This window comes from Pseudomonas lurida, assembly GCF_002563895.1.
GTDB lineage: Bacteria > Pseudomonadota > Gammaproteobacteria > Pseudomonadales > Pseudomonadaceae > Aquipseudomonas > Aquipseudomonas lurida.
On sequence record NZ_PDJB01000001.1, the window covers coordinates 6251692 to 6276202 of the forward strand.

A 24511-nucleotide genomic window follows, 5' to 3' on the forward strand; every position below is an offset into this window, starting at 1 on the left:
CACTTAGCCAGGGATGCTCACCATGTTCGATTCGTTCAAAGCGATCAGCCGCCGTATTATCGGTGCGTTATTGACAGTGGTGGGGGCCGTCTTTGGCCAATGGCATCCGCCCCTCTGGCTGCGTGCAATTGGCCGTGGGCTCACGAACCTGGGCAGCAAGGCCCGCCGTTATCCACGTCAAACCGGTGCAGGCTTGCTGGGGCTGGTGTTGCTGGCCGCCGCCGCTTTCTACGGCTGGCACTGGTATTCCAACCTGCCACAGCCGCACACCGCGAGCTATTCGCTGCACAAACCGAACCTTACCGACTACACCCAGCAAACGCCGGTTGTGGATAACTTGCAGGTGCGTTTCGGCGAATCCGTGGCCCCACTGGCCGCCATCGGCAAACCCGTCACCGAGGGCATCACCCTCAAACCTGCGGTCGCGGGCACTTGGCGCTGGGCGGATGACCGCAGCCTGCTGTTCGTACCGGAAAAAGACTGGCCCATCGACGCCCATTACACTGTCGACCTGGCCAAGAAAAACCTGCTGGCTGACGGCGTGTTGCTGGACCAATACAGCACTCAGTTTTCCACCCAACCGTTCCGTGCCACCCTGGCGCAAAACGAGCTGTACCAAGACCCGTCCAATCCAACGCTGAAGCAGCTGGTGGCAACGTTCCGTTTTTCCCACCCCGTGGATGAAGACACCCTGCGCAAGCGCGTCACGGTGACCCTCGGCAAAGGCCTGGCTTACCGCGACGCCCAATTGCCCAACCGCCCCGAAATCACCTTCGACGAGAAAAAACTCAACGCCTACGTACGCTCAGCCGCGCTCGCTACGCCGTTGGAAAGTACGCCGGTGAGCGCCAAGCTCGACGAGGGCATCAAGGCCCGTGACGGCGGCAACGCCAGCACCACACCGCTGGTGGCGCAAGTCACCGTGCCCGGTCGCTATCGCCTGACCTTCACCGGGGCCGACGTGAGCTTTGTCGACAACGAACGTGGCGAGCCGGAGCCGGTACTGATGTTCAGCAGCTCCAGCGCCGTGGCCGACGAAACCATCGCCGGCAAGGTCCAGGCCTGGCTGTTGCCGGAAAAGGCCCAGGACGACACGCGCCCCTACAGCAGCAGCGACATCGATGACGCCCTGCTCGCCCGCAGCACCCGGATCAACCTGACCCATGTGCCCAGCGTCGAACCGCTGAATACCCTGCACGCCTTCAAGTTCAAGGCCCCGGCCGGACGTGCCGTGTATGTGCGTGTACCCGCCAACCTGGAAGCCATCGGCGGCTATCTGGCGAAGAATCCTACGGCGTCGCTGATCAGCATGCCGGCGTACCCGCGCACCTTGCAGTTCCTGTCCGACGGCGCCTTGCTCAGCCTCAATGGCGAAAAACGCCTGGGCTTCATGGCCCGTGGTGTACCGGGCGCCCACGTGGAAATCGCCCGCCTGTTACCTAACCAACTGCAACACCTGGTGGACCAGAGCAGCGGGAGCTTTGCCCGGCCGAACTTCGGCAACGAGTATTTTGATCGCATGGTCGAGCGTCAGTCGCTGGACATCCCGCTGTCATCCAATGACCCCGCGAAGACCGTCTACGACAATGTTGACCTCAGCCACTACCTCACCGCCAATGGCGGCCGGCGGGGCATTTTCGTGCTCAAGCTCAGCCCGCAGGATGACCCGGCACCGCGTACGTTCGAGTACGACCGCAGCAGTACCAGCGACCTGCGTTTCATCGTGGTGACGGACCTGGGCATCATCGCCAAGCGTTCCAGCGATGGCAGCCACGATGTGTATGTGCAGTCCATCGGCAATGGTTCGCCCGTGTCTGACGCGCAAGTCGACATCATCGGCCGCAACGGTTTGCCGGTGAGCAGCGGCCACACTGACGCCGAAGGCCATGCGCATTTCGCCAAGCTCGATGAACTGCGCCGTGAGAAAACGCCGCTGATGTATGTGGTCACTCGCGGCAATGACCAGTCCTTCCTGCCAATCGCCCGCCAATCCCAGCAGTTGGATTTGTCGCGTTTTGACGTAGGCGGTCTGGAAGAAGACGGCGCGATTGATCGCCTGAGCGCCTACCTGTTTACCGACCGCGGCCTGTACCGGCCCGGAGAGACCGCACACCTGGGCATGATCGTGCGCAGCGGCAATTGGAAGGGTGCACTGCAAGGCTTGCCGGTGGAGCTGCAAATCACCGACCCCCGTGGCCTGGAAGTGATTCGCCAGCCGTTGAAGCTGTCCGCCAGCGGTTTTGAAACCTTTGATTTCCCCAGTAGCGAAGTCGCCCCCGCCGGGGAATACACCGCGACCTTGCAGTTGATTGGCCAGAAGCAGACCCGCACCGACTTGGGCAGCGTGAACTTCAAGGTCCGCGACTTCGAACCGGACCGCATGAAGGTCAGCCTGAGCCTGCATGACACCCCAGTGCAGGGCTGGATTCCACCGGACCAGGTGGTGGCCAAGGTCACTGCCATGCACCTGTTCGGCGCTCCGGCCTCCGGCCGGCGTGTCACCGTGAAAATGTCCCTGAGCCCGACGCTAGCGGCCTTTGACCGTTATCCGGACTACCGTTTCCGCCTCAACGATTCCCTGGAAGACGCGACTACCGAAGACCTGGCCGAAACCACTGTCGACGACAATGGCCAGGCCGTACTCGACCTCAACCTGCAACGCTTCGCCAACAGCACCTACCGCCTGCAGGTGATGACCCAGGTGTTCGAGGCCGAAGGCGGCCGTAATGTCGCGGCGCAAAGTGCCTTGCTGGTGTCGTCCGCGCCCTACCTGGTAGGTGTGAAAAGTCAGGACTCGCTGTCGTACATCGCCAAGGACGCGCCGCGCCAGGTGCAATGGCTGGCTGTGGCGCCGGACCTCACGCCTGTGGCGGTGGACGGCCTGACCAGCGAAGTGGTCGAGCACCGTTATGTGTCGGTGCTGGTGAAACAGTCCAACGGCACCTACAAGTACGAGTCGCGGATCAAGAACATCAGCCAGCCGGCCTCGCCGCTGGTCATGACCAAGGAAGGTGCCAAGCAGGTCCTGAATACTGGCGCACCGGGTGATTTCACCCTCCAACTCAAGGACGCCAACGGCAACCTGCTCAACCAGATCGACTATAGCGTGGCCGGGCGTGGCAACACATCGCGCTCGCTGGAACGCAACGCCGAACTGCAATTGCGCCTGGATAAACGCAGCTACGCCACCGGCGATGAGATCGCCATCAGCATTCGTGCCCCGTATACCGGCGCTGGCCTGATCACCATCGAACGTGACAAGGTCTACACCCAGCAGTGGTTCAAGGCCGACAGCACCAACAGCGTGCAGCACATCCGCGTGCCGGCAGGGCTTGAGGGCAATGCCTACGTCAACGTGCAGTTTGTACGCGACATGGGGTCGGCCGAGGTATACATGAGCCCACTGTCCTATGGCGTGGTGCCGTTCAGCATCAACCTGGATGCGCGACGCATGGCATTGAAGGTTGAAGGCCCGGCGAAGATCGAGCCCGGGCAGACGCTGGATATCAAGGTCAACGCTGATCGCCCGGGCCGTGCCGTGGTGTACGCGGTAGATGAAGGCATCCTGCAAGTAGCGCGCTACCAGACGCCCGACCCGTTGGGCTTCTTCTTCCAGAAGCGTGCGCTGGAAGTGGGCACCAGTCAGATCCTTGACCTGATCCTGCCAGAATTCAGCCGACTGCTCAGTGGGGCAGCGCCCGGTGGCGATACGGAAGGCGCCCTGGCCAATCACCTCAACCCGTTCAAGCGTAAACATCAGCCGCCAGTGGCCTGGTGGTCCGGGCTGGTGGACTTGCCGGCGGGTGAAACCGTGCTGCATTACCAAGTGCCGGACAGCTTCAACGGCAAGCTGCACCTGTTCGCGGTGGCGGTGGACAGCGACAGTGTCGGCGTCAGCGAAGCCAACACCGACGTGCGCGGGCCTATCGTGATCACGCCGAACGTACCGGCCTTCGTGGCGCCAGGGGATGTGTTCAACGTCAGCGCCGGGGTATTCAGCAACCTCGACGCGGCGGCGGACGTGACGTTTGAAGTGCAGACCAGCGCTGGCCTGGTCGTTCAAGGCGACAAGGGCAGTACCTTGGCCCTGCAACCGCGCAAGGAGGGCACGGCCGAGTTCAAGATCAAGGTCGGCGACACCCTCGGCTCGGCGGACCTGCGTTTTGTCGCGGTGCTACCCGATGGCAAACGTATCCAGGTGGCGGAAACTACCTCGATTCGCCCACTGAGCGAACATCGCGTAGCCCTGAGCCTGGGCCGTTTCGACAGCGCCAGCAAAGAGCTCAAACCCACCCGCGAGCTGTTCAGCCAACTGCGCGACGTGCAACTGGGCGTAGCGGCCTCGCCGCTGGTGTGGGCCAATGGCCTCAAGCATTACCTGGATGACTACGGCTACGCCTGCACCGAGCAACTGGTGTCCAAGGCCATGCCGGCGTTGATCTGGGGCGGTAACGCCATTGAGGCCGAACAAGCCTTCGGCAGCGCGGTACGCATGCTGCGCCAACGCCAGAACCAGGCCGGCGGCTTTGGTCTGTGGGCGGCCAACCCGGACGTGGCGCCGTACGCCAGCCTCTACGCCACCGACTTCCTCATCGAAGCCAGGGAGCGCGGGTTGCCGGTGCCGGAAGACCTGCTGGTACGCTCGAATGCGTATCTGACAGACCTGGCCAATGGTCCTAGCGAAGGCCTGTCGGAATTGCGCAACCGTGCCTACGCCAGTTACCTGTTGAGCCGTCAGGGGATTCTGGTCAGCGGTGCGTTGAGCGATATACGCGAGCGCTACGAAAGCTACTTCAAGGACACCTGGCAGAACGACCTGGGCGCCGCTTACCTGGCGGCCAGTTACAAACTGCTCAAGCAAGATCGCCAGGCCGATACGCTGTTTCGTAAAATCCCATGGCGTTCGCTTGTGGATAAGTGGGACAGCGATGGCCTGTATTACGACCCGCTGGTGCACGACGCTGAGCACCTGCACCTGTTGGCGCGCCACTTCCCCGAGCTGATGGACGATGTGCCCACGGCGTTGCTGGATAAACTCGGCAAGCGTCTCAACGAACAGCGCTACAACTCGCTGTCGGCGGCCCTGTTGCTACGCGCCCTGGACAACTATGGCCAACGTGCGCAAAGCGACATGACCTTCAAGGCCACCGCCTGGCTGGGCGACAAGCAGCAGCAATTGCTGGAGATGGCCGGCCAGCCGCCACGCGCCGCCGTGCCGGGCAACACGCAAAAGCTGGTGCTGGAAAAATCCGACGGCCCGGCCGCGTTCTACATGCTCAGCGAAGCCGGTTTCGACAAGGGCGCCAAGCTCAAGCCGATCAACAATGGCCTGGAAGTCATCCACGAATACCTCGACCTCAAGGGCGAGCCCGTGAGCAAGGTCGCAGTGGGCGAAGAGTTCCTGGTGCGCCTGCGCCTGCGGGCTACCGACCGCGATCAGGTGCAGCAAGTGGCCGTGGTGGACCTGCTGCCCGGTGGCGTCGAGCCTGTGTATAACCTGCCGCCGGAGCCGGAGGCGGCCAGCAGCGAGGAAAGTGAGGGTGAAGCGTCCGAGTACGTCGAGGAAGACAGCCAGGAAGAACAAAGCTGGCAAGCGCCTATCGGTGAAACCGAACTGAGCAACTGGCAGCCGGACTATGTGGACGTGCGTGATGATCGGGTGGTGTTGTACGGCACTGCGCTGCGTGATGTCGGCACGTTCGTGTACCGCGTGCGCGCCACCAACGCAGGTACCTTCAACACGCCTGCGGCCTACGCCGAAGGTATGTACGAAACCACCCTGCAAGGGCGCGGCAAAGTAGGCCAGCTTGAAATTACCAAGCCTTAAGCGCCTGACGCCGCTGCTGGTAGCGGCAGCCGTACTGGCGGGGTTGCGGCTTTGGCCTCACGCCCCGCTGGAACAAGCCGTAACCTCATCGCGGGTTGTGCTGGCCGACGACGGTTCGCTGCTGCGCATGACGTTGGCGGATGACGGGCAATACCGCCTGTGGCTACCGCTGGAGCGGATCTCTCCTTCACTGGTCCAGGCATTGCTGCTCAAGGAAGACCGCAATTTCTACTGGCACCCGGGGATCAATCCCCCAGCATTGCTGCGCGCAGCCATGGCCACCTACAGCGGTGGCCAGCGCCAGGGCGGCTCGACCTTGAGCATGCAACTGGCGCGGCGCCTGTGGGACCTCAACACCCGCCAGGTGCCGGGCAAGTTGCAGCAGATGGCGTTGGCCCTGTGGCTGGAGGCGCGCTATAGCAAGCACGACATCCTGGAGGCCTACCTGAACCTGGCGCCCATGGGCGGCAATATCGAAGGGGCCGAGGCGGCGAGCCGCATCTATTTCGGCAAGTCGGCGGCGCAGCTGTCGTTGTCCGAGGCACTGGGGCTGGCGGTGATTCCCCAGCAGCCAGGCCGGCGTGCACGCTTCGGACCGTCGCTGCAAAATGCCCGCCTGCGCTTGATGACCGACTGGCGCGAGACTTATCCACAAGACCCGCGTAACGACAGTTTGCTGGAATTACCCCTCGAAGCGCGCAACCGCCAGCAGATCCCGTTCCTGGCGCCGCACTTGAGTGAACAGCTATTGGCGTCCCAGGCCGGCAATGAGCTCAACAGCACCCTCAACCTGCCGCTGCAACACTTGCTCGAACGCCTGGTCACCGGCTTTATCGCCGAGCGGCGCAGCACGGGTGTGGAAAACGCCACGGCAATCCTGATCGACAGCCGCGACCAAAGCGTCAAAGCGCTGGTGGGTTCGGCGGACTACTTATCCACAAGCCTGCACGGCCAGGTCAATGGCGTACTGTCGCGACGCTCACCAGGGTCGACGCTCAAGCCCTTCCTGTATGGGCTGGCGCTGGACCAAGGGGTTATCCACCCCATGAGCATCCTCAAGGATTTGCCGAGTAACTTTGGCTACTTCCAGCCGGAAAATTTCGACGGCAGTTTTGTCGGCCCGCTGACCGCGCGAGACGCGCTGATCCGTAGTCGCAACATCCCGGCGGTGTGGCTGGCCAGCCAGGTCAAGTCGCCGTCCTTGTACGGGCTGTTGCAACGCGCCGGGATCAAAGGCCTGCGCGACGAAAGTCATTACGGCTTGGCCTTGGCCCTCGGGGGCGGTGAGATGACCTCGGAAGAGCTGGCGCGGCTGTACGTGATGCTGGCCGGCGACGGGCACCTGCGGCCGTTGCGCTATTTGCAGGAACAGCCCCAGACCACGGGGGCCCAACTGCTGACGCCCCAGGCCGCCTTCATGGTGCGCGACATGCTGCGCCGTAACCCACGGCCGGATGGCCTGCCCGGCCGCCACTGGCGCACCGCGTGGAAAACCGGCACCTCCTGGGGCTTTCACGATGCGTGGAGCGCCGGCCTGGTCGGCCCCTATGTGCTGGTGGTGTGGGTGGGTAATTTCGATGGTCGACCGAACCCGGCGTTTATCGGTGCCAAGACCGCTGCGCCGTTATTCTTCCGCATCGCCGACGCCCTGCCCCTGGCCTTGCCCAACACCGTTATCAAGCCCGACAAGCCGCCCGCCGGGCTGGTGCGCATCGACGTCTGTGCCGCGTCCGGCGAGTTGCCCAACCGCTGGTGCCCGCAAACCCGCAAGACCTGGTACATCCCCGGCGTGTCGCCGATTCGTGTCTCGAACCTGCACCGCCCGGTGCTGATCGACACCCGTACCGGCAAGGCCGCATGCCCGCCGTTCGAGGCGCAATACACCCGCGAAGAGGTCTTCGAATTCTGGCCCAGCGACGTGCAACGGCTGTACCGCGCTGCCGGCCTGCCCCGGCGCACGCCGCCCAACGTGATGAAAAACTGCCAGCCCAATCGCCTCAGTGACCAAAGCGAAGCGCCGCAGATCCGCTCGCCGCTGACCCAGGTGAGCTATCAACTGCGTCTGTCCCAACCGCAGGAAAGCATCCCGCTGAATGCCAACGCGGCCAGCGATGCCGCGACGTTGTACTGGTTTGCCGACCAGACACTGATCGGCCAAGGCCCGCCGCAAACCACACTGAACTGGCGGCCGGGCAAGTCGGGGGAATATCGGTTGCGGGTCAGTGATGATCAGGGACGCAGCGCGAGTCGGGGCTTGAAGGTGGAGTTTGTGCCTTAGGCACGGCGCTCACGTTCGACAAACTCGACATAGTTTGACTCTCCGCCTCCCGTCGCGCCCGATAACCAGCCCCATACAAAGCTCAGGGTAGTCCGCCCGGCCTGATCCACGCCGACCACACCACGCGACCAGCCGGACAGCAGCTCACCCTCCAGGGTCAGGCACTGATACAGCAGTTCGATAGTATTCGCACCGGTCACTCGCCCTACTTGCATGCCCAGGCGAATCCGTCCGCCTTCGTAGGTACCGGAAATGGCCTCGCCTTGGACAAGGTAATGAAACACCGTGCCTGCGCCGGATAGCCCGTGGGTGTTGTGGGCGACGGTGAATCGGCGGTTGTTCAGGCGGTGGTGGAGCTGGGAGGGCGTTTGCATCGAGGTCGCGTCCTTTCGCGGAACCTGGAGACCCGGGCGGGTCTCCAGGGCATGGCGGGTTACTCCACGGTCACCGACTTCGCCAGGTTGCGCGGCTGGTCCACGTCGGTCCCTTTGAGCACAGCGACGTAGTACGACAGCAGCTGCAGCGGGATGGTGTAGAGGATCGGCGACAGGGTGTCGTTGATATGCGGCATGTTGATGACGTGGGTGCCTTCACCGTTGGTCATGCCGGCTTTTTCATCAGCGAACACCACCAACTGGCCACCACGGGCACGGACTTCCTGCAGGTTGGACTTGAGCTTCTCCAGCAGTTCGTTGTTCGGCGCCACGGTAACCACCGGCATGTCGTCATCCACCAGGGCCAATGGGCCGTGCTTGAGCTCGCCGGCCGGGTAGGCTTCGGCGTGGATGTACGAGATTTCCTTGAGCTTGAGCGAGCCTTCCATCGCCACCGGGTATTGCGCGCCACGGCCGAGGAACAAGGTGTGGTTCTTGTCGGCGAACAGTTCGGCGACTTTTTCCACGGTGCTGTCCATCGCCAGGGCTTCACCCAGTCGGGCTGGCAGGCGGCGCAGTTCTTCGACCAGAGTGGCTTCGACGCCTTCGGCCAAGGTACCGCGCACTTGACCCAGAGACAGGGTCAGCAACAGCAGGCCTACCAGCTGAGTGGTGAAGGCTTTGGTGGAGGCCACGCCGATTTCGCGACCGGCCTGGGTCAGCAGGGTCAGGTCGGATTCACGCACCAGCGAGCTGATGCTGACGTTGCAGATCGCCAGGCTGGCCAGGAAGCCCAGCTCCTTGGCATTGCGAAGGGCGGCCAGGGTGTCGGCGGTTTCGCCGGACTGGGAGATGGTCACGAACAGGGTGTCGGGCTGCACCACCACCTTGCGGTAGCGGAACTCACTGGCGACTTCCACCTGGCACGGGATGCCGGCCAGTTCTTCCAGCCAGTAACGGGCAACCATGCCGGCGTGGTAGCTGGTGCCGCAGGCCACGATCTGCACATTGCGCACTTTGGCGAACAGTTCGGCGGCTTGCGGGCCGAAGGCGTTGACCAGCACCTGGTTCTGGCTCAGGCGACCTTCCAGGGTGCGTTGCACCACCGCGGGCTGCTCGTGGATTTCCTTGAGCATGAAGTGGCGGTATTCGCCCTTGTCGGCGGCCTCAGCACCGTCGCGGTATTGCACGGCTTCGCGCTCGACGGACTGACCGTTGACGTCCCAGATCTGCACGCTTTCACGGCGGATGTCGGCAATATCGCCTTCTTCCAGGTACATGAAGCGGTCGGTGACCTGGCGCAGGGCCAGTTGGTCGGAGGCCAGGAAGTTTTCCCCCAGGCCCAGGCCGATCACCAATGGGCTGCCACTGCGCGCGGCAACCACGCGGTCGGGTTGGCTGGCGCTGACCACGGCAAGGCCATAGGCGCCATGCAGTTCCTTGACGGTGGCCTTGAGGGCGACGGTCAGGTCGCCCAGGTCCTTGAGCTTGTGGTTGAGCAGGTGGGCGATGACTTCGGTGTCGGTGTCCGAGGTGAATACGTAACCCAGGCCCTTGAGTTGTTCGCGCAGCACTTCGTGGTTTTCGATGATGCCGTTGTGGACCACGGCCAGGTCACCGGAGAAGTGCGGGTGGGCATTGCGTTCGCACGGTGCACCGTGGGTAGCCCAGCGGGTGTGGGCAATGCCCAGGCGACCTACCAGTGGCTCGCCAAGCAGCGCTTGCTCCAGCTCGCTGACCTTGCCCGGGCGGCGCATGCGCTCAAGCTTGCCGGCGTTGGTGAAGACGGCCACACCGGCGCTGTCATAGCCACGGTATTCCAGGCGCTTGAGGCCTTCGAGCAGGATGGGGGTGATGTTGCGTTCAGCGACTGCGCCTACGATGCCACACATGGTGTTTCTCCTAGATGATTGCCGCGCATATCAGCGTAATGCCGCGGGCTTGGATCTGGTCGCGGGCCTCAAGCGGCAGGCGATCATCGGTGATCAGGGTATGGACGCTGCTCCAGGGCAGTTCCAGGTTGGGAATCTTGCGGCCGATCTTGTCGGATTCGACCATCACCACCACTTCACGGGCGACCTCGGCCATGACGCGGCTCAGGCCCAGCAATTCATTGAAGGTGGTGGTGCCACGTTCCAGGTCGATACCATCGGCACCGATAAACAACTGGTCGAAGTCATAGGAACGCAGGACCTGTTCGGCGACCTGGCCTTGGAACGAGTCCGAATGCGGGTCCCAGGTGCCACCGGTCATCAACAGCACGGGCTCGTGTTCCAGTTCGCTCAGGGCGCGGGCCACGTGCAGGGAATTGGTCATCACCACCAGGCCGGGCTGGTGGCCCAGCTCGGGGATCATCGCGGCGGTGGTGCTACCACTGTCGATGATGATGCGCGCGTGTTCGCGCAGACGCATGACGGCAGCACGCGCGATGGCACGCTTGTAGACCGACACCGGTTGAGTGGCATCGCCCACCAGCTCCTGAGGCATGGTGATTGCGCCACCGTAGCGGCGCAGCAGCAGGCCGTTGCTCTCCAGGGCGGCCAGGTCCTTGCGGATGGTGACTTCCGACGTTTCGAAACGCTTGGCCAACTCGTCCACGCTGACTTCGCCCTGTTCGTTGAGCAGGGTCAGGATGTTGTGGCGCCGCTGGGGAGTATTTCGTTTCGACATGGTGATGATAAGTTTCGTTTCGAAAGATAACGAAGGCAATCAAAACCTATTAGCGAAAGATCGTCAAGCGGGCGAGGACATTTTTTATTTACCCGCACACCAATGTGGGAGCGGGCTTGCTTACGAATGCACGGTCCAGTCGTCACTTCCGGTGACTGGCACTGCGTATTCGCGAGCAAGCCCGCTCCCACAGGGGATTACTGATCGCTGGCGAGAATGTGGATAAGTCAGGTCTTCTTGATTTTGACCGGGCGTTTCCAGCCGTCGATGTTGCGTTGGCGGGCGCGGGCGACGGCCAGTTGAGACTTATCCACATCCTGGTTGATGGTTGAGCCGGCGGCGGTGCTGGCGCCATCGTCGAGGGTCACCGGGGCGACCAGCGAATTATTGGAACCGATAAACACATCCGCCCCAATGGTGGTCTGGTGTTTATTCGCGCCATCGTAGTTACACGTGATGGTGCCGGCGCCGATGTTGGTTCGTGCGCCGACGGTAGCATCACCCAGGTAGGTCAGGTGACCGACTTTGGCTTCGGCATCCAACTTGGCGTTTTTCAGTTCAACAAAGTTACCCACATGGGCCTTGGCACCCAGCACGCTACCTGGACGCAACCGCGCAAACGGGCCAGCGTCGCTGCCCTCGCCCATCACGGCACCGTCTATGTGGCTGTTGGCCTTGATCACCACGCCCTTGCGCAGGGTGCTGTCCTTGATCACGCAGTTGGGACCAATCACCACGTCGTCTTCGATGACCACACGGCCTTCGAGGATCACGTTGATATCGATCAGCACGTCGCGGCCGACGGTCACTTCCCCGCGCACATCGAAACGCGCCGGGTCACGCAGGGTCACACCCTGGGCCATCAGGCGACGACCTTCGCGCAGTTGGTAGTGACGCTCCAGCTCGGCCAGTTGCTTGCGGTCGTTGGCGCCCTGCACTTCCATGGGGTCGTGGGGTTGTTCGGTTGCGACCAGCAGGCCATCGCTCACGGCCATCTCGATGACGTCGGTGAGGTAGTACTCGCCCTGGGCGTTGTTGTTGGACAGGCGGCTCATCCAGTCCGCAAGCTTATTGGCAGGGACTGCGAGAATGCCGGTATTGCCTTCGGTAATGGCGCGCTGTACTTCGCTGGCATCCTTGTGCTCAACGATGGCCGCGACCTTGCCGTCGGCGTTGCGCACGATGCGCCCGTAGCCGGTGGGGTCTTCCAGCTCAACGGTCAACAGGCCCATCTGGCCTGGGACTACATGCTTGAGCAGGCGTTGCAGCGTTTCGACTTCGATCAGCGGCACGTCTCCATACAGGATCAGCACGGTGTCCGCCGTGATGAAGGGCACGGCCTGCGCGGTGGCGTGGCCGGTACCGAGTTGCTTGTCTTGTAGAACGAAATTCAAGTCGTCTGCGGCGAGGCGCTCACGCACCACATCGGCACCGTGACCGATCACTACGTGAATGCGTTGGGGGTCCAACTCCCTGGCGCTGTGGATAACATGACCCAGCATGGAATTACCGGCAACCGGGTGCAGCACCTTGGGCAGGGCCGAACGCATACGGGTGCCCTGGCCTGCGGCGAGAATGACGATTTCAAGAGACATGAATGGCTACCAATCCTGGGCGGTCCGGCTTCAGACCAAAGAAGTGTTTTGCAAAAAAAGAAAAAGGGTAGCCGAGGCTACCCTTTTTAATCAATCGCGCATGAAGCATGACGGCATGGCCGATTACTTCTTGCGGATCTGCTGGAGCGTGCGCAGCTGGGCTGCAGCCTCGGCCAGACGTACAGCAGCAGCGCTGTAGTCGAAGTCCGCACCCTTTTCGTTCAGGGCCTTCTCGGCAGCCTTGACGGCTTCCTGAGCGGAGGCTTCATCCAGGTCGCCAGCACGTTGCACGGTGTCGGCAAGTACCTTGACCATGTTCGGCTGAACCTCGAGAAAACCACCGGAGATGTAAAACACCTCCTTTTCCCCGCCCTGCTTGGTCAGCGTGATCGGACCTGGCTTCAAGCTGGTGATCAACGGCGCGTGGCCCATGGCAATACCCAGGTCACCCAGGTCGCCGTGTGCAATCACCATTTCTACCAGACCGGAGAAGATTTCCCCTTCCGCGCTGACGATATCGCAATGGACTGTCATAGCCATCTGATTGCCTCAACCTGATGAGCGCCCGTTACCGGGCGCTTGGATTACAGTTTCTTGGCTTTCTCGATCGCTTCTTCGATGCCGCCGACCATGTAGAACGCTTGTTCTGGCAGGTGGTCGTAGTCACCGTTGAGGATGCCTTTGAAGCCAGCAATGGTGTCTTTCAGGGAAACGTATTTACCCGATGCACCGGTGAAGACTTCAGCCACGAAGAACGGCTGCGACAAGAAGCGCTGGATCTTACGAGCGCGGGATACCAACTGCTTGTCGGTTTCCGACAGCTCGTCCATACCCAGGATCGCAATGATGTCCTTCAGTTCTTTGTAACGCTGCAGCACGTACTGAACGCCGCGAGCGGTGTCGTAGTGCTCTTGGCCGATCACGTTCGGGTCCAGCTGGCGCGAAGTCGAGTCGAGTGGATCGACCGCTGGGTAGATACCCAGGGAAGCGATGTCACGGGACAGAACGACGGTGGCGTCCAAGTGGGCGAAGGTGGTCGCTGGCGACGGGTCAGTCAAGTCATCCGCAGGTACGTATACCGCTTGGATGGAAGTGATCGAACCTTCCTTGGTCGAAGTGATACGTTCTTGCAGAACGCCCATCTCTTCAGCCAGGGTCGGCTGGTAACCTACTGCCGAAGGCATACGGCCCAGCAGTGCGGATACTTCAGTACCGGCCAGGGTGTAACGGTAGATGTTGTCGACGAACAGCAGAACGTCGTTACCTTCGTCACGGAACTTCTCGGCCATGGTCAGGCCAGTCAGTGCTACGCGCAGACGGTTTCCCGGCGGCTCGTTCATCTGACCGTAAACCAGTGCCACTTTGTCCAGAACGTTGGAGTCCTTCATCTCGTGGTAGAAGTCGTTACCCTCACGAGTACGCTCACCCACACCAGCGAACACGGAATAACCGCTGTGCTCGATGGCGATGTTACGGATCAGTTCCATCATGTTTACGGTCTTGCCTACACCGGCACCACCGAACAGACCAACTTTACCGCCTTTGGCAAACGGGCAAACCAGGTCGATAACCTTGATGCCGGTTTCCAGCAGATCGTTGCCGCCAGCTTGTTCGGCGAACGAAGGTGCTGGACGGTGAATGCCCCAGCGCTCTTCGGTGTCGATCGGGCCAGCTTCGTCAATCGGGTTGCCCAGTACGTCCATGATCCGGCCCAGGGTCGCTTTACCGACCGGTACGGAGATGGCAGCGCCAGTGTCGACAACGTCCAGACCGCGCTTCAAGCCTTCGGTAGAACCCATCGCAATGGTACGAACTACGCCGTCGCCCAGCTGCTGCTGAACTTCCAGAGTAGTTTCCGCGCCTTGTACTTTCAGCGCGTTGTAGATGCTCGGTACGCTGTCGCGTGGAAATTCCACGTCGATAACGGCGCCGATGATTTGAACGATACGTCCGCTACTCATAGCTGGATCCTCTGAATATTTGAACCGTTAAACCGCGGCAGCGCCGCCGACGATTTCCGAGATCTCTTGGGTGATCGCAGCCTGACGCGCCTTGTTGTAGATCAGCTGCAAATCGCTGATCAGATCACCGGCGTTATCGGTAGCGTTTTTCATCGCGATCATCCGCGCCGCTTGTTCAGCTGCGTTGTTCTCGACCACCGCCTGGTACACCTGCGACTCCACGTAGCGCACCATCAAGCCGTCAAGCAGCTCTTTGGCGTCTGGTTCGTAGAGGTAGTCCCAGTGGTGCTTGAGTTCCTGATCCGGAGTCGCCACCAGTGGAATCAATTGCTCCACGGTTGGCTGCTGGGTCATGGTGTTGATGAACTTGTTGGATACCACGGACAGGCGGTCAATCCGGCCTTCCAGGTACGCATCCAGCATCACCTTCACACTGCCGATCAAATCATTGATCGACGGCTCTTCACCCAGGTGGCTGATAGCTGCAACGACGTTACCGCCGAAGTTGCGGAAAAAGGCCGCACCCTTGCTACCAACAACACACAGATCGATCTCGACGCCGTTTTCGCGGTTTACCGCCATGTCCTTGACCAGGGCCTTGAACAGGTTGGTATTCAAACCACCGCACAAACCACGGTCACTGCTCACAACCACATAACCGACGCGCTTAACTTCGCGGTCGATCATGAACGGGTGGCGGTATTCCGGGTTGGCGTTGGCCAGATGCCCAATTACCTGGCGGATACGCTCCGCATAAGGACGGCTAGCAGCCATGCGCATTTGTGCCTTGCGCATTTTGCTGACCGCCACTTTTTCCATGGCGCTGGTAATTTTTTGCGTGCTTTTGATGCTCGCAATCTTACTGCGAATCTCTTTTGCGCCTGCCATGTAACACCTATCAGGTTAGCAAGCGGGAGCCTTGCGGCTCCCGCTGCGGCTTACCAGGTTTGGGTGGCCTTGAACTTCTCGATACCGGCTTTCATGCCAGCGTCGATATCGTCATTGAAGTCACCCTTCACGTTGATCTTCGCCATCAATTCGGCGTGATCGCGGTTGAAGTAAGCAATCAGCGCTTGTTCAAAGCTGCCGACCTTGGCGATTTCAACGTCGGTCAGGAACCCACGCTCAGCGGCATACAGCGACAACGCCATGTCAGCGATCGACATCGGGGCGTATTGCTTCTGCTTCATCAGCTCGGTAACGCGCTGACCATGCTCAAGTTGCTTACGGGTCGCTTCGTCCAGGTCAGAAGCAAACTGGGCGAATGCCGCCAGTTCACGGTACTGAGCCAGAGCGGTACGGATACCACCGGAGAGCTTCTTGATGATCTTGGTCTGAGCGGCACCACCCACACGGGATACCGAAACACCGGCGTTCACTGCAGGGCGGATGCCCGAGTTGAACATGGCCGATTCCAGGAAGATCTGACCGTCGGTGATGGAAATCACGTTGGTCGGAACGAACGCGGAAACGTCGCCAGCCTGGGTTTCGATGATCGGCAGTGCGGTCAGGGAACCGGTTTTGCCGGTCACTGCGCCGTTGGTGAACTTCTCTACGTACTCTTCGGAAACGCGGGATGCGCGCTCCAGCAGACGGGAGTGGAGATAGAACACGTCGCCTGGGTAGGCTTCACGGCCTGGTGGACGGCGCAGCAGCAGGGAAATCTGGCGGTAAGCCACTGCTTGCTTGGACAGATCGTCATAAACGATCAGTGCGTCTTCACCGCGGTCGCGGAAGAATTCACCCATGGTGCAACCGGAGTACGGTGCCAGGAATTGCAGCGCAGGAGATTCCGAAGCACTGGCAGCCACGATGATCGTGTTGGCCAGGGCGCCGTTTTCTTCCAGCTTGCGAACCACGTTGGCGATGGTCGATTGCTTCTGACCGATCGCTACGTAGACGCAGAAAATGCCGCTGTTCTTCTGGTTGATGATCGCGTCGATCGCCAGAGCGGTTTTACCGATCTGACGGTCACCGATGATCAGCTCACGCTGGCCACGGCCGACAGGGATCATGGCATCGACAGCCTTGTAGCCAGTCTGTACAGGCTGGTCTACCGACTTACGCCAGATCACGCCTGGAGCAACTTTCTCGACCGCGTCGGTCTCGGTGTTGCCCAGTGGACCTTTACCGTCAACAGGGTTACCCAGTGCGTCGACTACGCGACCCAGCAGTTCCTTACCAACCGGAACTTCCAGGATGCGGCCTGTGCACTTGGCGCTCATGCCTTCAGCCAGACTGGTGTAAGCGCCCAATACAACGGCACCTACGGAGTCTTGCTCCAGGTTGAGGGCCATACCGTAGACGCCGCCCGGAAACTCGATCATCTCGCCGTACATAACGTCGGCCAGACCGTGAATCCGCACGATGCCGTCAGATACGCTGACGACAGTGCCTTCGTTACGGGCTTGGGAGGTCACATCGAGCTTGTCGATGCGGCCCTTGATAATTTCACTTATTTCGGAAGGATTGAGTTGCTGCATTGCTCTGCTGCCCCTTCAAACTCAAGATTTCAATGCTTCGGCAAGTTTCGCGATTTTGCCGCGAATCGAGCCATCGATAACCAGGTCGCCGGCACGGATAACAACACCACCAATCAGGGATGCGTCCTCCGAAGCTTGCAGGCGCACTTCCCGATTGAGTCGTGCACTGAGAACCTTGGCGAGTTTGTCTTGCTGTTCTTGGTTCAATGCAAAAGCACTGGTCACTTCAACGTCTACCGATTTCTCTGCTTCGGCCTTGTACAGGTCGAACAGAGCGGCGATCTCCGGCAAAAGCGGGAGACGGTCGTTTTCGGCAACGACGTGGATGAAGTTCTGCACTTTCACATCAAACTTGTCGCCGCACACTTCAATAAAAGTGGCGGCCTTGTCTGCGCTCGTCAGGCGCGGGGCCTTGAGCACGCGCTGCATGGTGTCGTCTTGCGACACTGCTGCAGCCAGGCCGAGCATGGCTGACCAAGAGGCCAGCTGCTGGTGGGCCTGGGCGTGCTCGAAGGCTGCCTTAGCGTAAGGTCGGGCCAACGTGGTCAGTTCTGCCATGATCGCCCTCGCTTAAATTTCAGCAGCCAGTTTGTTAACCAGCTCCGCGTGCGCGTTTTGATCGATTGTGGCACCGAGGATCTTCTCAGCACCGCCGACCGCCAGAGCACCCAGTTGGGCACGCAGCGCGTCTTTGACGCCGTTCAGTTCCTGTTCGATCTCGGCATGAGCCGAAGCCTTCACACGGTCAGCTTCGACGCGGGCTTTTTCAACAGCCTCTTCGACGATCTGGTTACCGCGTTTCTTGGCTTGCTCAATGATTTCAGCTGCCTGTGCTTTAGCATCGCGCAGTTGATGACCCACTTTCTCTTGGGCCAACTCCAGGTCGCGAGCTGCACGGCTGGCAGCGTCCAAGCCATCAGCGATCTTCTTCTGACGTTCGTGCAAAGCCGCGATGACCGGAGGCCACACGAACTTCATGCAAAACACTACAAAAATGAAGAACGCAACGGATTGGCCAATCAGGGTTGCATTAATGTTCACGCCAACACCTCGCTCATTCGTTGTCCATCACTCCAATCAACTCGAAAAATTCGAGTGATTAGCCAGCGAGTTGACCAACGAAGGGGTTCGCGAAGGTGAAGAACAGAGCGATACCAACGCCGATCATGGTCACGGCGTCGAGCAGGCCGGCGACGATGAACATTTTAACTTGCAGCATTGGAACCATTTCTGGCTGACGCGCTGCGCCTTCCAGGAATTTGCCGCCCAGCAGGCCGAAACCAATGGCAGTACCCAGGGCGCCCAGGCCGATCAACAGTGCAACAGCGATAGCGGTTAGACCAACTACAGTTTCCATCTTTCCTCCCGACTTTTACGTCGTATGGTTTAGGTTTTTTAGATTTTAAAGCGGTAAAACAAATCGTTTCATAGCCCTGGTGGGCCACCTTCCCGTTTTACCGGGAAGGACATCAGACTAGTCGAGACTGGTCTTAATGGTTCTCTTCGTGCGCCATCGACAGGTAGACGATGGTCAGCATCATGAAGATGAAGGCCTGCAGGGTGATGATCAGGATGTGGAACACAGCCCACGCCCACTGCAGAACCACGCCCAGGCCGCTAAGCCAGAGCAGACCGCTGCCGAACATCACAGCGATCAGAATGAACACCAGCTCGCCGGCATACATGTTGCCGAACAGTCGCAGGGCCAGGGAAATCGGCTTGGCGACCAGGGTCACGAACTCCAGCAGGAAGTTCACCGGGATCAGCAGGGCTTGAACGAAGATGTTCTTGCTGCCGAACGGGTGCAGGGTCAGTTCGCCGATGAAACCGCCGATGCCCTTGACCTTGATGCTGTAGAAAATGATCAACGCGAACACCGACAAGGCCATGCCCAGGGTGGCGTTAGGGTCAGTAGTCGATACTGCACGGAATGGAATGTGCGCATCGCCCGTGATCAGGATGGCCAGCTGAGGAATCCAGTCGACCGGGATCAGGTCGATGGCGTTCATCAGGAACACCCAGACGAAGATGGTCAGTGCCAGCGGTGCAATCACCGGGCTACGGCCATGGAAGCTGTCTTTCACGCTGCCATCGACGAATTCGACCAGGACTTCAACGAAGTTCTGCAAAGCACCTGGCTGACCGGACGTTGCCTTCTTTGCCGCCATGCGGAAAATCAGGACGAAGATCAGACCCAATGCGACCGACCAGCCCAGAGTATCCAGGTGGAAAGCCCAGAAGCCCATTTCTTTGGCCTCTGCTGCGGTGTGGGCAAAGCCCCAGCCGCCATTAGGAAGCTGACCGAAGGTCAGGTTCTGCAAGTGGTGCTGGATATAGCCCGAAGCGGTTGTTTCTGCCATGGTTGCCTCAAACGCCCTAAGGTTTCGAAAGTCTTGTTTTCATTAGCAGGGGAGCGAACCAGCTGACCAGTTGGGTCAACACGAAGACGCCGAATACAGCCAGCGGCGCCAATGGCTTCACACCTGCAAAGGTCAGTGCAAACAGCACTGCCGTCAAAATCAGTTTCCCTGCCTCGCCGGCATAAAAGGACCGGACGATAGCCTGGGCTGCTCGGGCGCCGGAAAACCGAAAGGCCCTGTGAGCAAAATACATATTGGGCAGCAAGGCTATCAGGCCTCCGCAAAGTCCTGAATATCCGGCTACGACTCCATGCCAGTACCAAAGCGCCAATGCGGCGATCAGCAAAATGACAAATTGAGCCAATAAAACCGGAAAAACAGCCAAGCGATGGAACGGCAACGTGTTTGGCGTGCGGGTTTCCATCACTCTTGCTCCTCAATGGTCGGCTGCCGGAAATCAATAACTTGGCATAATTTGTGCCGACAAAATGCGCGCAGAGTATAGGGGCGGTTCAGCCCCTATTCAACTGCCGGGTAGTGATTTCCGATCACGCGCTACATAAGCAAATGTTTCAGCGGATGTGGGCAAGGACGCCCTGGAGCTCGTCAAGGGAGTTATATCCGATGACCAATTGCCCTTTGCCCTTCTTGCCGTGGCGAATTTGCACCGCAGAGCCCAGGCGCTCGGCCAAGCGCTGCTCAAGACGCGCGATATCCGGATCAGGTTTGGTCGTTTCGACCGGTGCAGGTTTGCCGCTGAGCCACTGGCGAACCAGCGCCTCGGTCTGACGAACGGTGAGCCCCCGTGCGACAACGTGTCGCGCCCCTTCAACCTGTTGATTTTCCGGCAAACCGAGCAATGCACGCGCGTGGCCCATTTCCAGGTCGCCATGGGACAACATGGTCTTGATGACTTCCGGCAGCGCGATCAGGCGCAGCAAGTTGGACACGGTCACGCGGGATTTACCCACCGCCTCGGCCACTTGCTGCTGGGTCAGCTGGAACTCCTGCTGCAAACGCTGCAAGGCGATCGCTTCTTCGATCGGGTTGAGGTCTTCGCGCTGGATATTCTCGATCAACGCCATGGCGATGGCGGTTTCATCCGGGACATCGCGCACCATCGCCGGAATGGTTTCCTTGCCGGCCTGCTGACTCGCGCGCCAGCGGCGTTCGCCGGCGATGATTTCAAAACGGCCACCACCAATGGGGCGCACCACGATCGGCTGCATCACGCCCTGGGCCTTGATCGAATTGGCCAGTTCTTCCAGGGCCTGGGGGTCCATGTCCCGACGTGGCTGGTATTTACCGCGCTGGATCAAGTCCAGGGGCAGGTGTTGCAGCTCGCGCTCGTCGGCCTGCACCGCTTGTTCTTCAAGCGATGTGACGGTCGGACCACTCAACAGTGCATCCAGTCCACGTCCTAGACCTCGTTTCTTGACGGCCATGGGGATTCCTTAAGTTGGCTGGGCTGCAGCGGTACGTGAATTGCGGCGCTGGCGACGAACCATCTCGCCGGCCAGCGCCAGGTAGGCAATGGCACCACGGGATTGTTTGTCGTACGCGAGCGCCGGCATGCCGTAGCTCGGGGCTTCGGCCAAGCGAATGTTGCGCGGGATCACCGTGTCGTACAGCTGATCGCCGAAATGTTCCTTGAGCTGCGCCGACACATCGTTCATCAGGCTCAGGCGCGGATCGAACATGGTCCGCAGCAGGCCTTCGATCTGCAGGTTCGGGTTGAGCAACTCGGCGATACGCTTGATGTTATCCACAAGGTCGCTCAAGCCTTCCAGTGCGTAGTACTCGCACTGCATGGGGATAATCACCCCATCGGCGGCCACCAGCGCGTTCAATGTCAGCATCGACAGTGACGGCGGGCAGTCGATCAGGATGTAGTCGTAGTTCTCGCGAATCGGTGCCAGGGCGCTGCGCAGACGGCTTTCTTTCATCTGCATTTCCAGCAGCACCACCTCGGCCGCGGTCAAATCGCGGTTAGCCGGCAGCAGTTGGTAACCGCCGTGCTCAGAGTAGTGCATGGCCTGGGCCAGGTCGCACTCGCCGATCAGCAAGTCGTAGACCGAGTTTTCCAGGCCATGTTTATCCACACCGCTTCCCATGGTGGCGTTGCCCTGTGGATCGAGATCGATCAGCAGCACCCGACGCTTGGTAGCGACCAGGGAAGCTGCGAGGTTGATGCAGGTGGTGGTTTTGCCCACGCCACCTTTCTGGTTCGCTATCGCGAATACCTTAGCCATTCTTGCTTGTGTTCCCAATCATGCCGTGCGGCGCAGTATCAGCAGATGGCGTTGGCCTTGGCAACCGGGTACGGCCAAGGCGTGTTCGCTATCGAGGTGGAAGTCTGCCGGCAATGCTAACAGCTCGTCGCTTGGATGGACGCCCTTCATTGCCAGCCAGCGGGTGTCGCGGTCGCCCAGGTGGCGAGTCCAGTTGCTGAAGTTCTCCATGCTGCTGAACGCCCGGGAAACAATTCCGTTGAAAGGCTGTTCAGGCGTGAACGCTTCGACGCGACTGTGGATAACTTTCAGGTTATCCAGCTTGAGTTCGAGTTTGACCTGCGTCAGGAAGCGGGTCTTCTTGCCGTTGCTGTCCAGGCAGGTCACGTGCGACTCGGGAAACAGGATTGCCAGCGGGATGCCGGGCATGCCGCCGCCACTGCCGACGTCGAGCCAACGACCGTTTTCGATAAACGGCATGACGCTCAAGCTATCGAGCAAATGGCGCGACACCATTTCGTCGGGATCGCGCACTGCAGTCAGGTTGTAAGCCTTGTTCCATTTGATCAACAGGGCCAGGTAGCCCAACAGCAATTCGTGCTGGGCCGGGCTCAGGTCGACGCCCAACTGGCGTGCACCTGTGGATAACTCTTCGGCGTGTTGCGAGGTGACCAACGAACTCAAGCGCTTTGCTCCAACTGACGGCCCGCGCCGCGTTTTTTCAAATGGATCATCAACAGCGAAATCGCTGCTGGGGTGACGCCCGGGATACGTGACGCCTGGCCCAGGGTTTCCGGCCGAGTTATCCCCAGCTTGCTCTGGATTTCTTTCGACAAACCGGAAATCCCGGTGTAGTCGATATCCACAGGCAGCTTGGTGTCTTCACTGGCGCGCAGGCGAGCGATCTCGTCCTGCTGACGGTCAATGTAACCGGCGTATTTGGTCTTGATCTCGACCTGCTCGGCGACTTGTGGGTCTTCTGCACCCTGGCCAGTCACTTCGACCAGACCAGCGTAGTCGATTTCCGGACGGGAAAGCAGGTTGAGCAAGTTGTACTCATGAGTCAGTGGCGTGCCGAATTTTTCCGCAATCGCATCACCTTGCTCAGTGCCCGGACGAACCCAGGTGCTTTTCAGGCGCTGCTCTTCCAACGCAATACTTTCGCGTTTTTTGCAGAACGCTGCCCAGCGCGCGTCATCAACCAGACCCAGTTCGCGACCCTTCTCGGTCAGGCGCAGGTCGGCGTTGTCTTCCCGCAGGATCAGGCGATATTCCGCGCGGGAAGTGAACATCCGGTACGGTTCCTGGGTGCCCAGGGTAATCAGGTCGTCGACCAATACACCGATGTACGCTTCATCGCGACGTGGGCACCAGCTGTCTTTGCCCTGAGCACGCAGCGCGGCGTTTGTGCCCGCGAGCAAACCTTGGGCGCCGGCTTCTTCGTAACCGGTAGTGCCGTTGATTTGCCCAGCAAAGAACAGGCCGCCGATCACTTTGGTTTCCAGGCTGTACTTCAGGTCACGCGGGTCGAAGTAGTCGTACTCGATGGCGTATCCCGGACGCACGATGTGCGCGTTTTCCATGCCGCGAATCGATTGCACGATCTGGATTTGCACGTCGAACGGCAAGGAAGTGGAAATCCCGTTCGGGTACAACTCGTGAGTGGTCAAGCCTTCGGGCTCGATGAAGACCTGGTGGCTTTCCTTGTCGGCAAAGCGGTGGATCTTGTCTTCGATCGACGGGCAATAACGCGGGCCGATGCCTTCGATTACCCCGGAATACATCGGCGAACGGTCGAGGTTCGCGGCAATGATTTCGTGGGTGCGCGCATTGGTATGGGTAATCCAGCAACTGACCTGTTTCGGGTGCTGCTCCTTGGAGCCCATGAACGACATGACCGGGATCGGGGTGTCGCCGGCTTGTTCGGTCATCACCGAGAAATCCACGGAACGCCCATCGATACGCGGCGGGGTCCCGGTTTTGAGGCGGCCGACACGCAGCGGCAGTTCACGCAAACGCTTTGCCAGGGCAATCGACGGTGGGTCACCGGCGCGGCCACCGGAGTAATTCTGCATACCGATGTGGATAAGTCCGCCCAGGAACGTACCCGTAGTCAACACCACGGACTCTGCGAAGAACCGCAGGCCCATTTGCGTGACAACACCGCGTACCTGGTCCTGCTCGACGATCAGGTCATCCGCTGCCTGTTGAAATATCCACAGGTTCGGCTGGTTCTCCAGGGTTTCGCGGACCGCCGCCTTGTACAGGATGCGATCGGCTTGTGCCCGAGTCGCACGCACGGCAGGGCCTTTACGGCTGTTGAGCACGCGAAATTGGATGCCACCTTTGTCGGTAGCCATGGCCATAACGCCGCCAAGGGCGTCGATTTCCTTGACCAAATGGCTTTTGCCGATCCCACCGATGGCAGGGTTGCAACTCATTGCACCAAGGGTTTCCACGTTATGCGTCAACAACAGGGTTTTTACGCCCATGCGTGCTGACGCCAGTGCTGCCTCGGTACCGGCATGACCGCCGCCGATGACGATCACTTCAAAACGGGAAGGGAAATCCACCACGCACCTCGTGCCTGCTTATGTAGGTAATTAGGAATTGATTGGTTGAGCTGGTTTTAGAGCTTTGGCGGCAAGTATAGGGACTTAGCCCTCCCTAAAGAACCCTTTGCACAAAATTTAACCAGCTGTGGATGAATCACAGACAATAGAAATTAAAAG

The 24511-nt window shown here is 60.0% G+C and carries 19 protein-coding genes; 2 read left to right on the plus strand and 17 right to left on the minus strand.

The features are described from left to right. The first annotated feature begins 22 nt into the window (after positions 1-22). Positions 23-5827, plus strand: coding sequence for an MG2 domain-containing protein (locus tag ATH90_RS28625; protein ID WP_098467617.1), 5805 nt, complete (start codon positions 23-25; stop codon positions 5825-5827). Then, on the plus strand, positions 5808-8105 hold the full coding sequence (gene pbpC, locus ATH90_RS28630) for a penicillin-binding protein 1C (protein ID WP_098467618.1): 2298 nt from the start codon (positions 5808-5810) through the stop codon (positions 8103-8105). The genes ATH90_RS28625 and pbpC overlap by 20 nt, the downstream gene beginning before the upstream one ends. On the opposite strand, the gene ATH90_RS28635 is transcribed toward pbpC, so the two are convergent. From ATH90_RS28635 to mnmG, 17 genes are all read right to left on the minus strand, one after another. After that, positions 8102-8479: an avidin-fold protein gene (locus ATH90_RS28635; RefSeq protein WP_098467619.1), complete on the minus strand. Its 378-nt coding sequence runs from the start codon at positions 8477-8479 to the stop codon at positions 8102-8104. The two genes, pbpC and ATH90_RS28635, sit on opposite strands and share 4 nt — an antisense overlap. Positions 8480-8538: 59 nt before the next feature. Then, the gene (gene glmS / locus ATH90_RS28640) at positions 8539-10371 is read right to left on the minus strand and encodes a glutamine--fructose-6-phosphate transaminase (isomerizing) (protein ID WP_034110478.1); all 1833 of its coding nucleotides are present in this window, start codon (positions 10369-10371) and stop codon (positions 8539-8541) included. A gap of 10 nt (positions 10372-10381) precedes the next feature. Beyond that, positions 10382-11149: a DeoR/GlpR family DNA-binding transcription regulator gene (locus tag ATH90_RS28645; RefSeq protein ID WP_098467620.1), complete on the minus strand. Its 768-nt coding sequence runs from the start codon at positions 11147-11149 to the stop codon at positions 10382-10384. 227 nt (positions 11150-11376) lie between these two features. Beyond that, positions 11377-12744, minus strand: coding sequence for a bifunctional UDP-N-acetylglucosamine diphosphorylase/glucosamine-1-phosphate N-acetyltransferase GlmU (gene glmU / locus ATH90_RS28650; protein WP_098467621.1), 1368 nt, complete (start codon positions 12742-12744; stop codon positions 11377-11379). 123 nt (positions 12745-12867) lie between these two features. Continuing rightward, a complete protein-coding gene (locus ATH90_RS28655; protein WP_015886644.1) occupies positions 12868-13284 on the minus strand; it encodes a F0F1 ATP synthase subunit epsilon in 417 nt (138 codons plus the stop codon). Positions 13285-13328: 44 nt separating this feature from the next. Then, positions 13329-14705, minus strand: coding sequence for a F0F1 ATP synthase subunit beta (gene atpD / locus ATH90_RS28660; RefSeq protein WP_015886645.1), 1377 nt, complete (start codon positions 14703-14705; stop codon positions 13329-13331). Positions 14706-14732: 27 nt separating this feature from the next. Further along, entirely contained in the window at positions 14733-15593 is an 861-nt protein-coding gene (gene atpG, locus ATH90_RS28665; RefSeq protein WP_010565870.1) for a F0F1 ATP synthase subunit gamma, read from the minus strand. Between the two features lie 50 nt (positions 15594-15643). Next, positions 15644-17188 (minus strand): F0F1 ATP synthase subunit alpha, encoded by a 1545-nt coding sequence (atpA, locus tag ATH90_RS28670; RefSeq protein ID WP_003177064.1) that lies wholly within the window; start codon positions 17186-17188, stop codon positions 15644-15646. Between the two features lie 21 nt (positions 17189-17209). Continuing rightward, positions 17210-17746: a F0F1 ATP synthase subunit delta gene (locus tag ATH90_RS28675; RefSeq protein WP_015886646.1), complete on the minus strand. Its 537-nt coding sequence runs from the start codon at positions 17744-17746 to the stop codon at positions 17210-17212. Between the two features lie 12 nt (positions 17747-17758). Beyond that, positions 17759-18229 (minus strand): F0F1 ATP synthase subunit B, encoded by a 471-nt coding sequence (locus ATH90_RS28680; RefSeq protein WP_015886647.1) that lies wholly within the window; start codon positions 18227-18229, stop codon positions 17759-17761. Positions 18230-18287: 58 nt separating this feature from the next. Continuing rightward, complete coding sequence (gene atpE / locus ATH90_RS28685; protein WP_002555987.1) at positions 18288-18545, minus strand: F0F1 ATP synthase subunit C; 258 nt, start codon at positions 18543-18545, stop codon at positions 18288-18290. Between the two features lie 133 nt (positions 18546-18678). After that, positions 18679-19548, minus strand: coding sequence for a F0F1 ATP synthase subunit A (gene atpB / locus ATH90_RS28690; protein ID WP_098467622.1), 870 nt, complete (start codon positions 19546-19548; stop codon positions 18679-18681). A gap of 16 nt (positions 19549-19564) precedes the next feature. After that, complete coding sequence (locus ATH90_RS28695; protein ID WP_010565865.1) at positions 19565-19972, minus strand: F0F1 ATP synthase subunit I; 408 nt, start codon at positions 19970-19972, stop codon at positions 19565-19567. A gap of 148 nt (positions 19973-20120) precedes the next feature. Next, positions 20121-20993, minus strand: coding sequence for a ParB/RepB/Spo0J family partition protein (locus ATH90_RS28700; protein ID WP_038845392.1), 873 nt, complete (start codon positions 20991-20993; stop codon positions 20121-20123). 9 nt (positions 20994-21002) lie between these two features. Further along, positions 21003-21800 (minus strand): ParA family protein, encoded by a 798-nt coding sequence (locus ATH90_RS28705; protein WP_010207696.1) that lies wholly within the window; start codon positions 21798-21800, stop codon positions 21003-21005. 18 nt (positions 21801-21818) lie between these two features. Continuing rightward, a complete protein-coding gene (rsmG, locus tag ATH90_RS28710; protein ID WP_034110484.1) occupies positions 21819-22463 on the minus strand; it encodes a 16S rRNA (guanine(527)-N(7))-methyltransferase RsmG in 645 nt (214 codons plus the stop codon). After that, positions 22460-24352 carry a tRNA uridine-5-carboxymethylaminomethyl(34) synthesis enzyme MnmG gene (mnmG, locus tag ATH90_RS28715; RefSeq protein ID WP_025854394.1) on the minus strand — a complete coding sequence of 631 codons (1893 nt, stop codon included), beginning with the start codon at positions 24350-24352 and terminating at the stop codon, positions 22460-22462. Before mnmG ends, rsmG begins: the two co-directional genes overlap by 4 nt. Positions 24353-24511 lie beyond the last annotated feature (159 nt).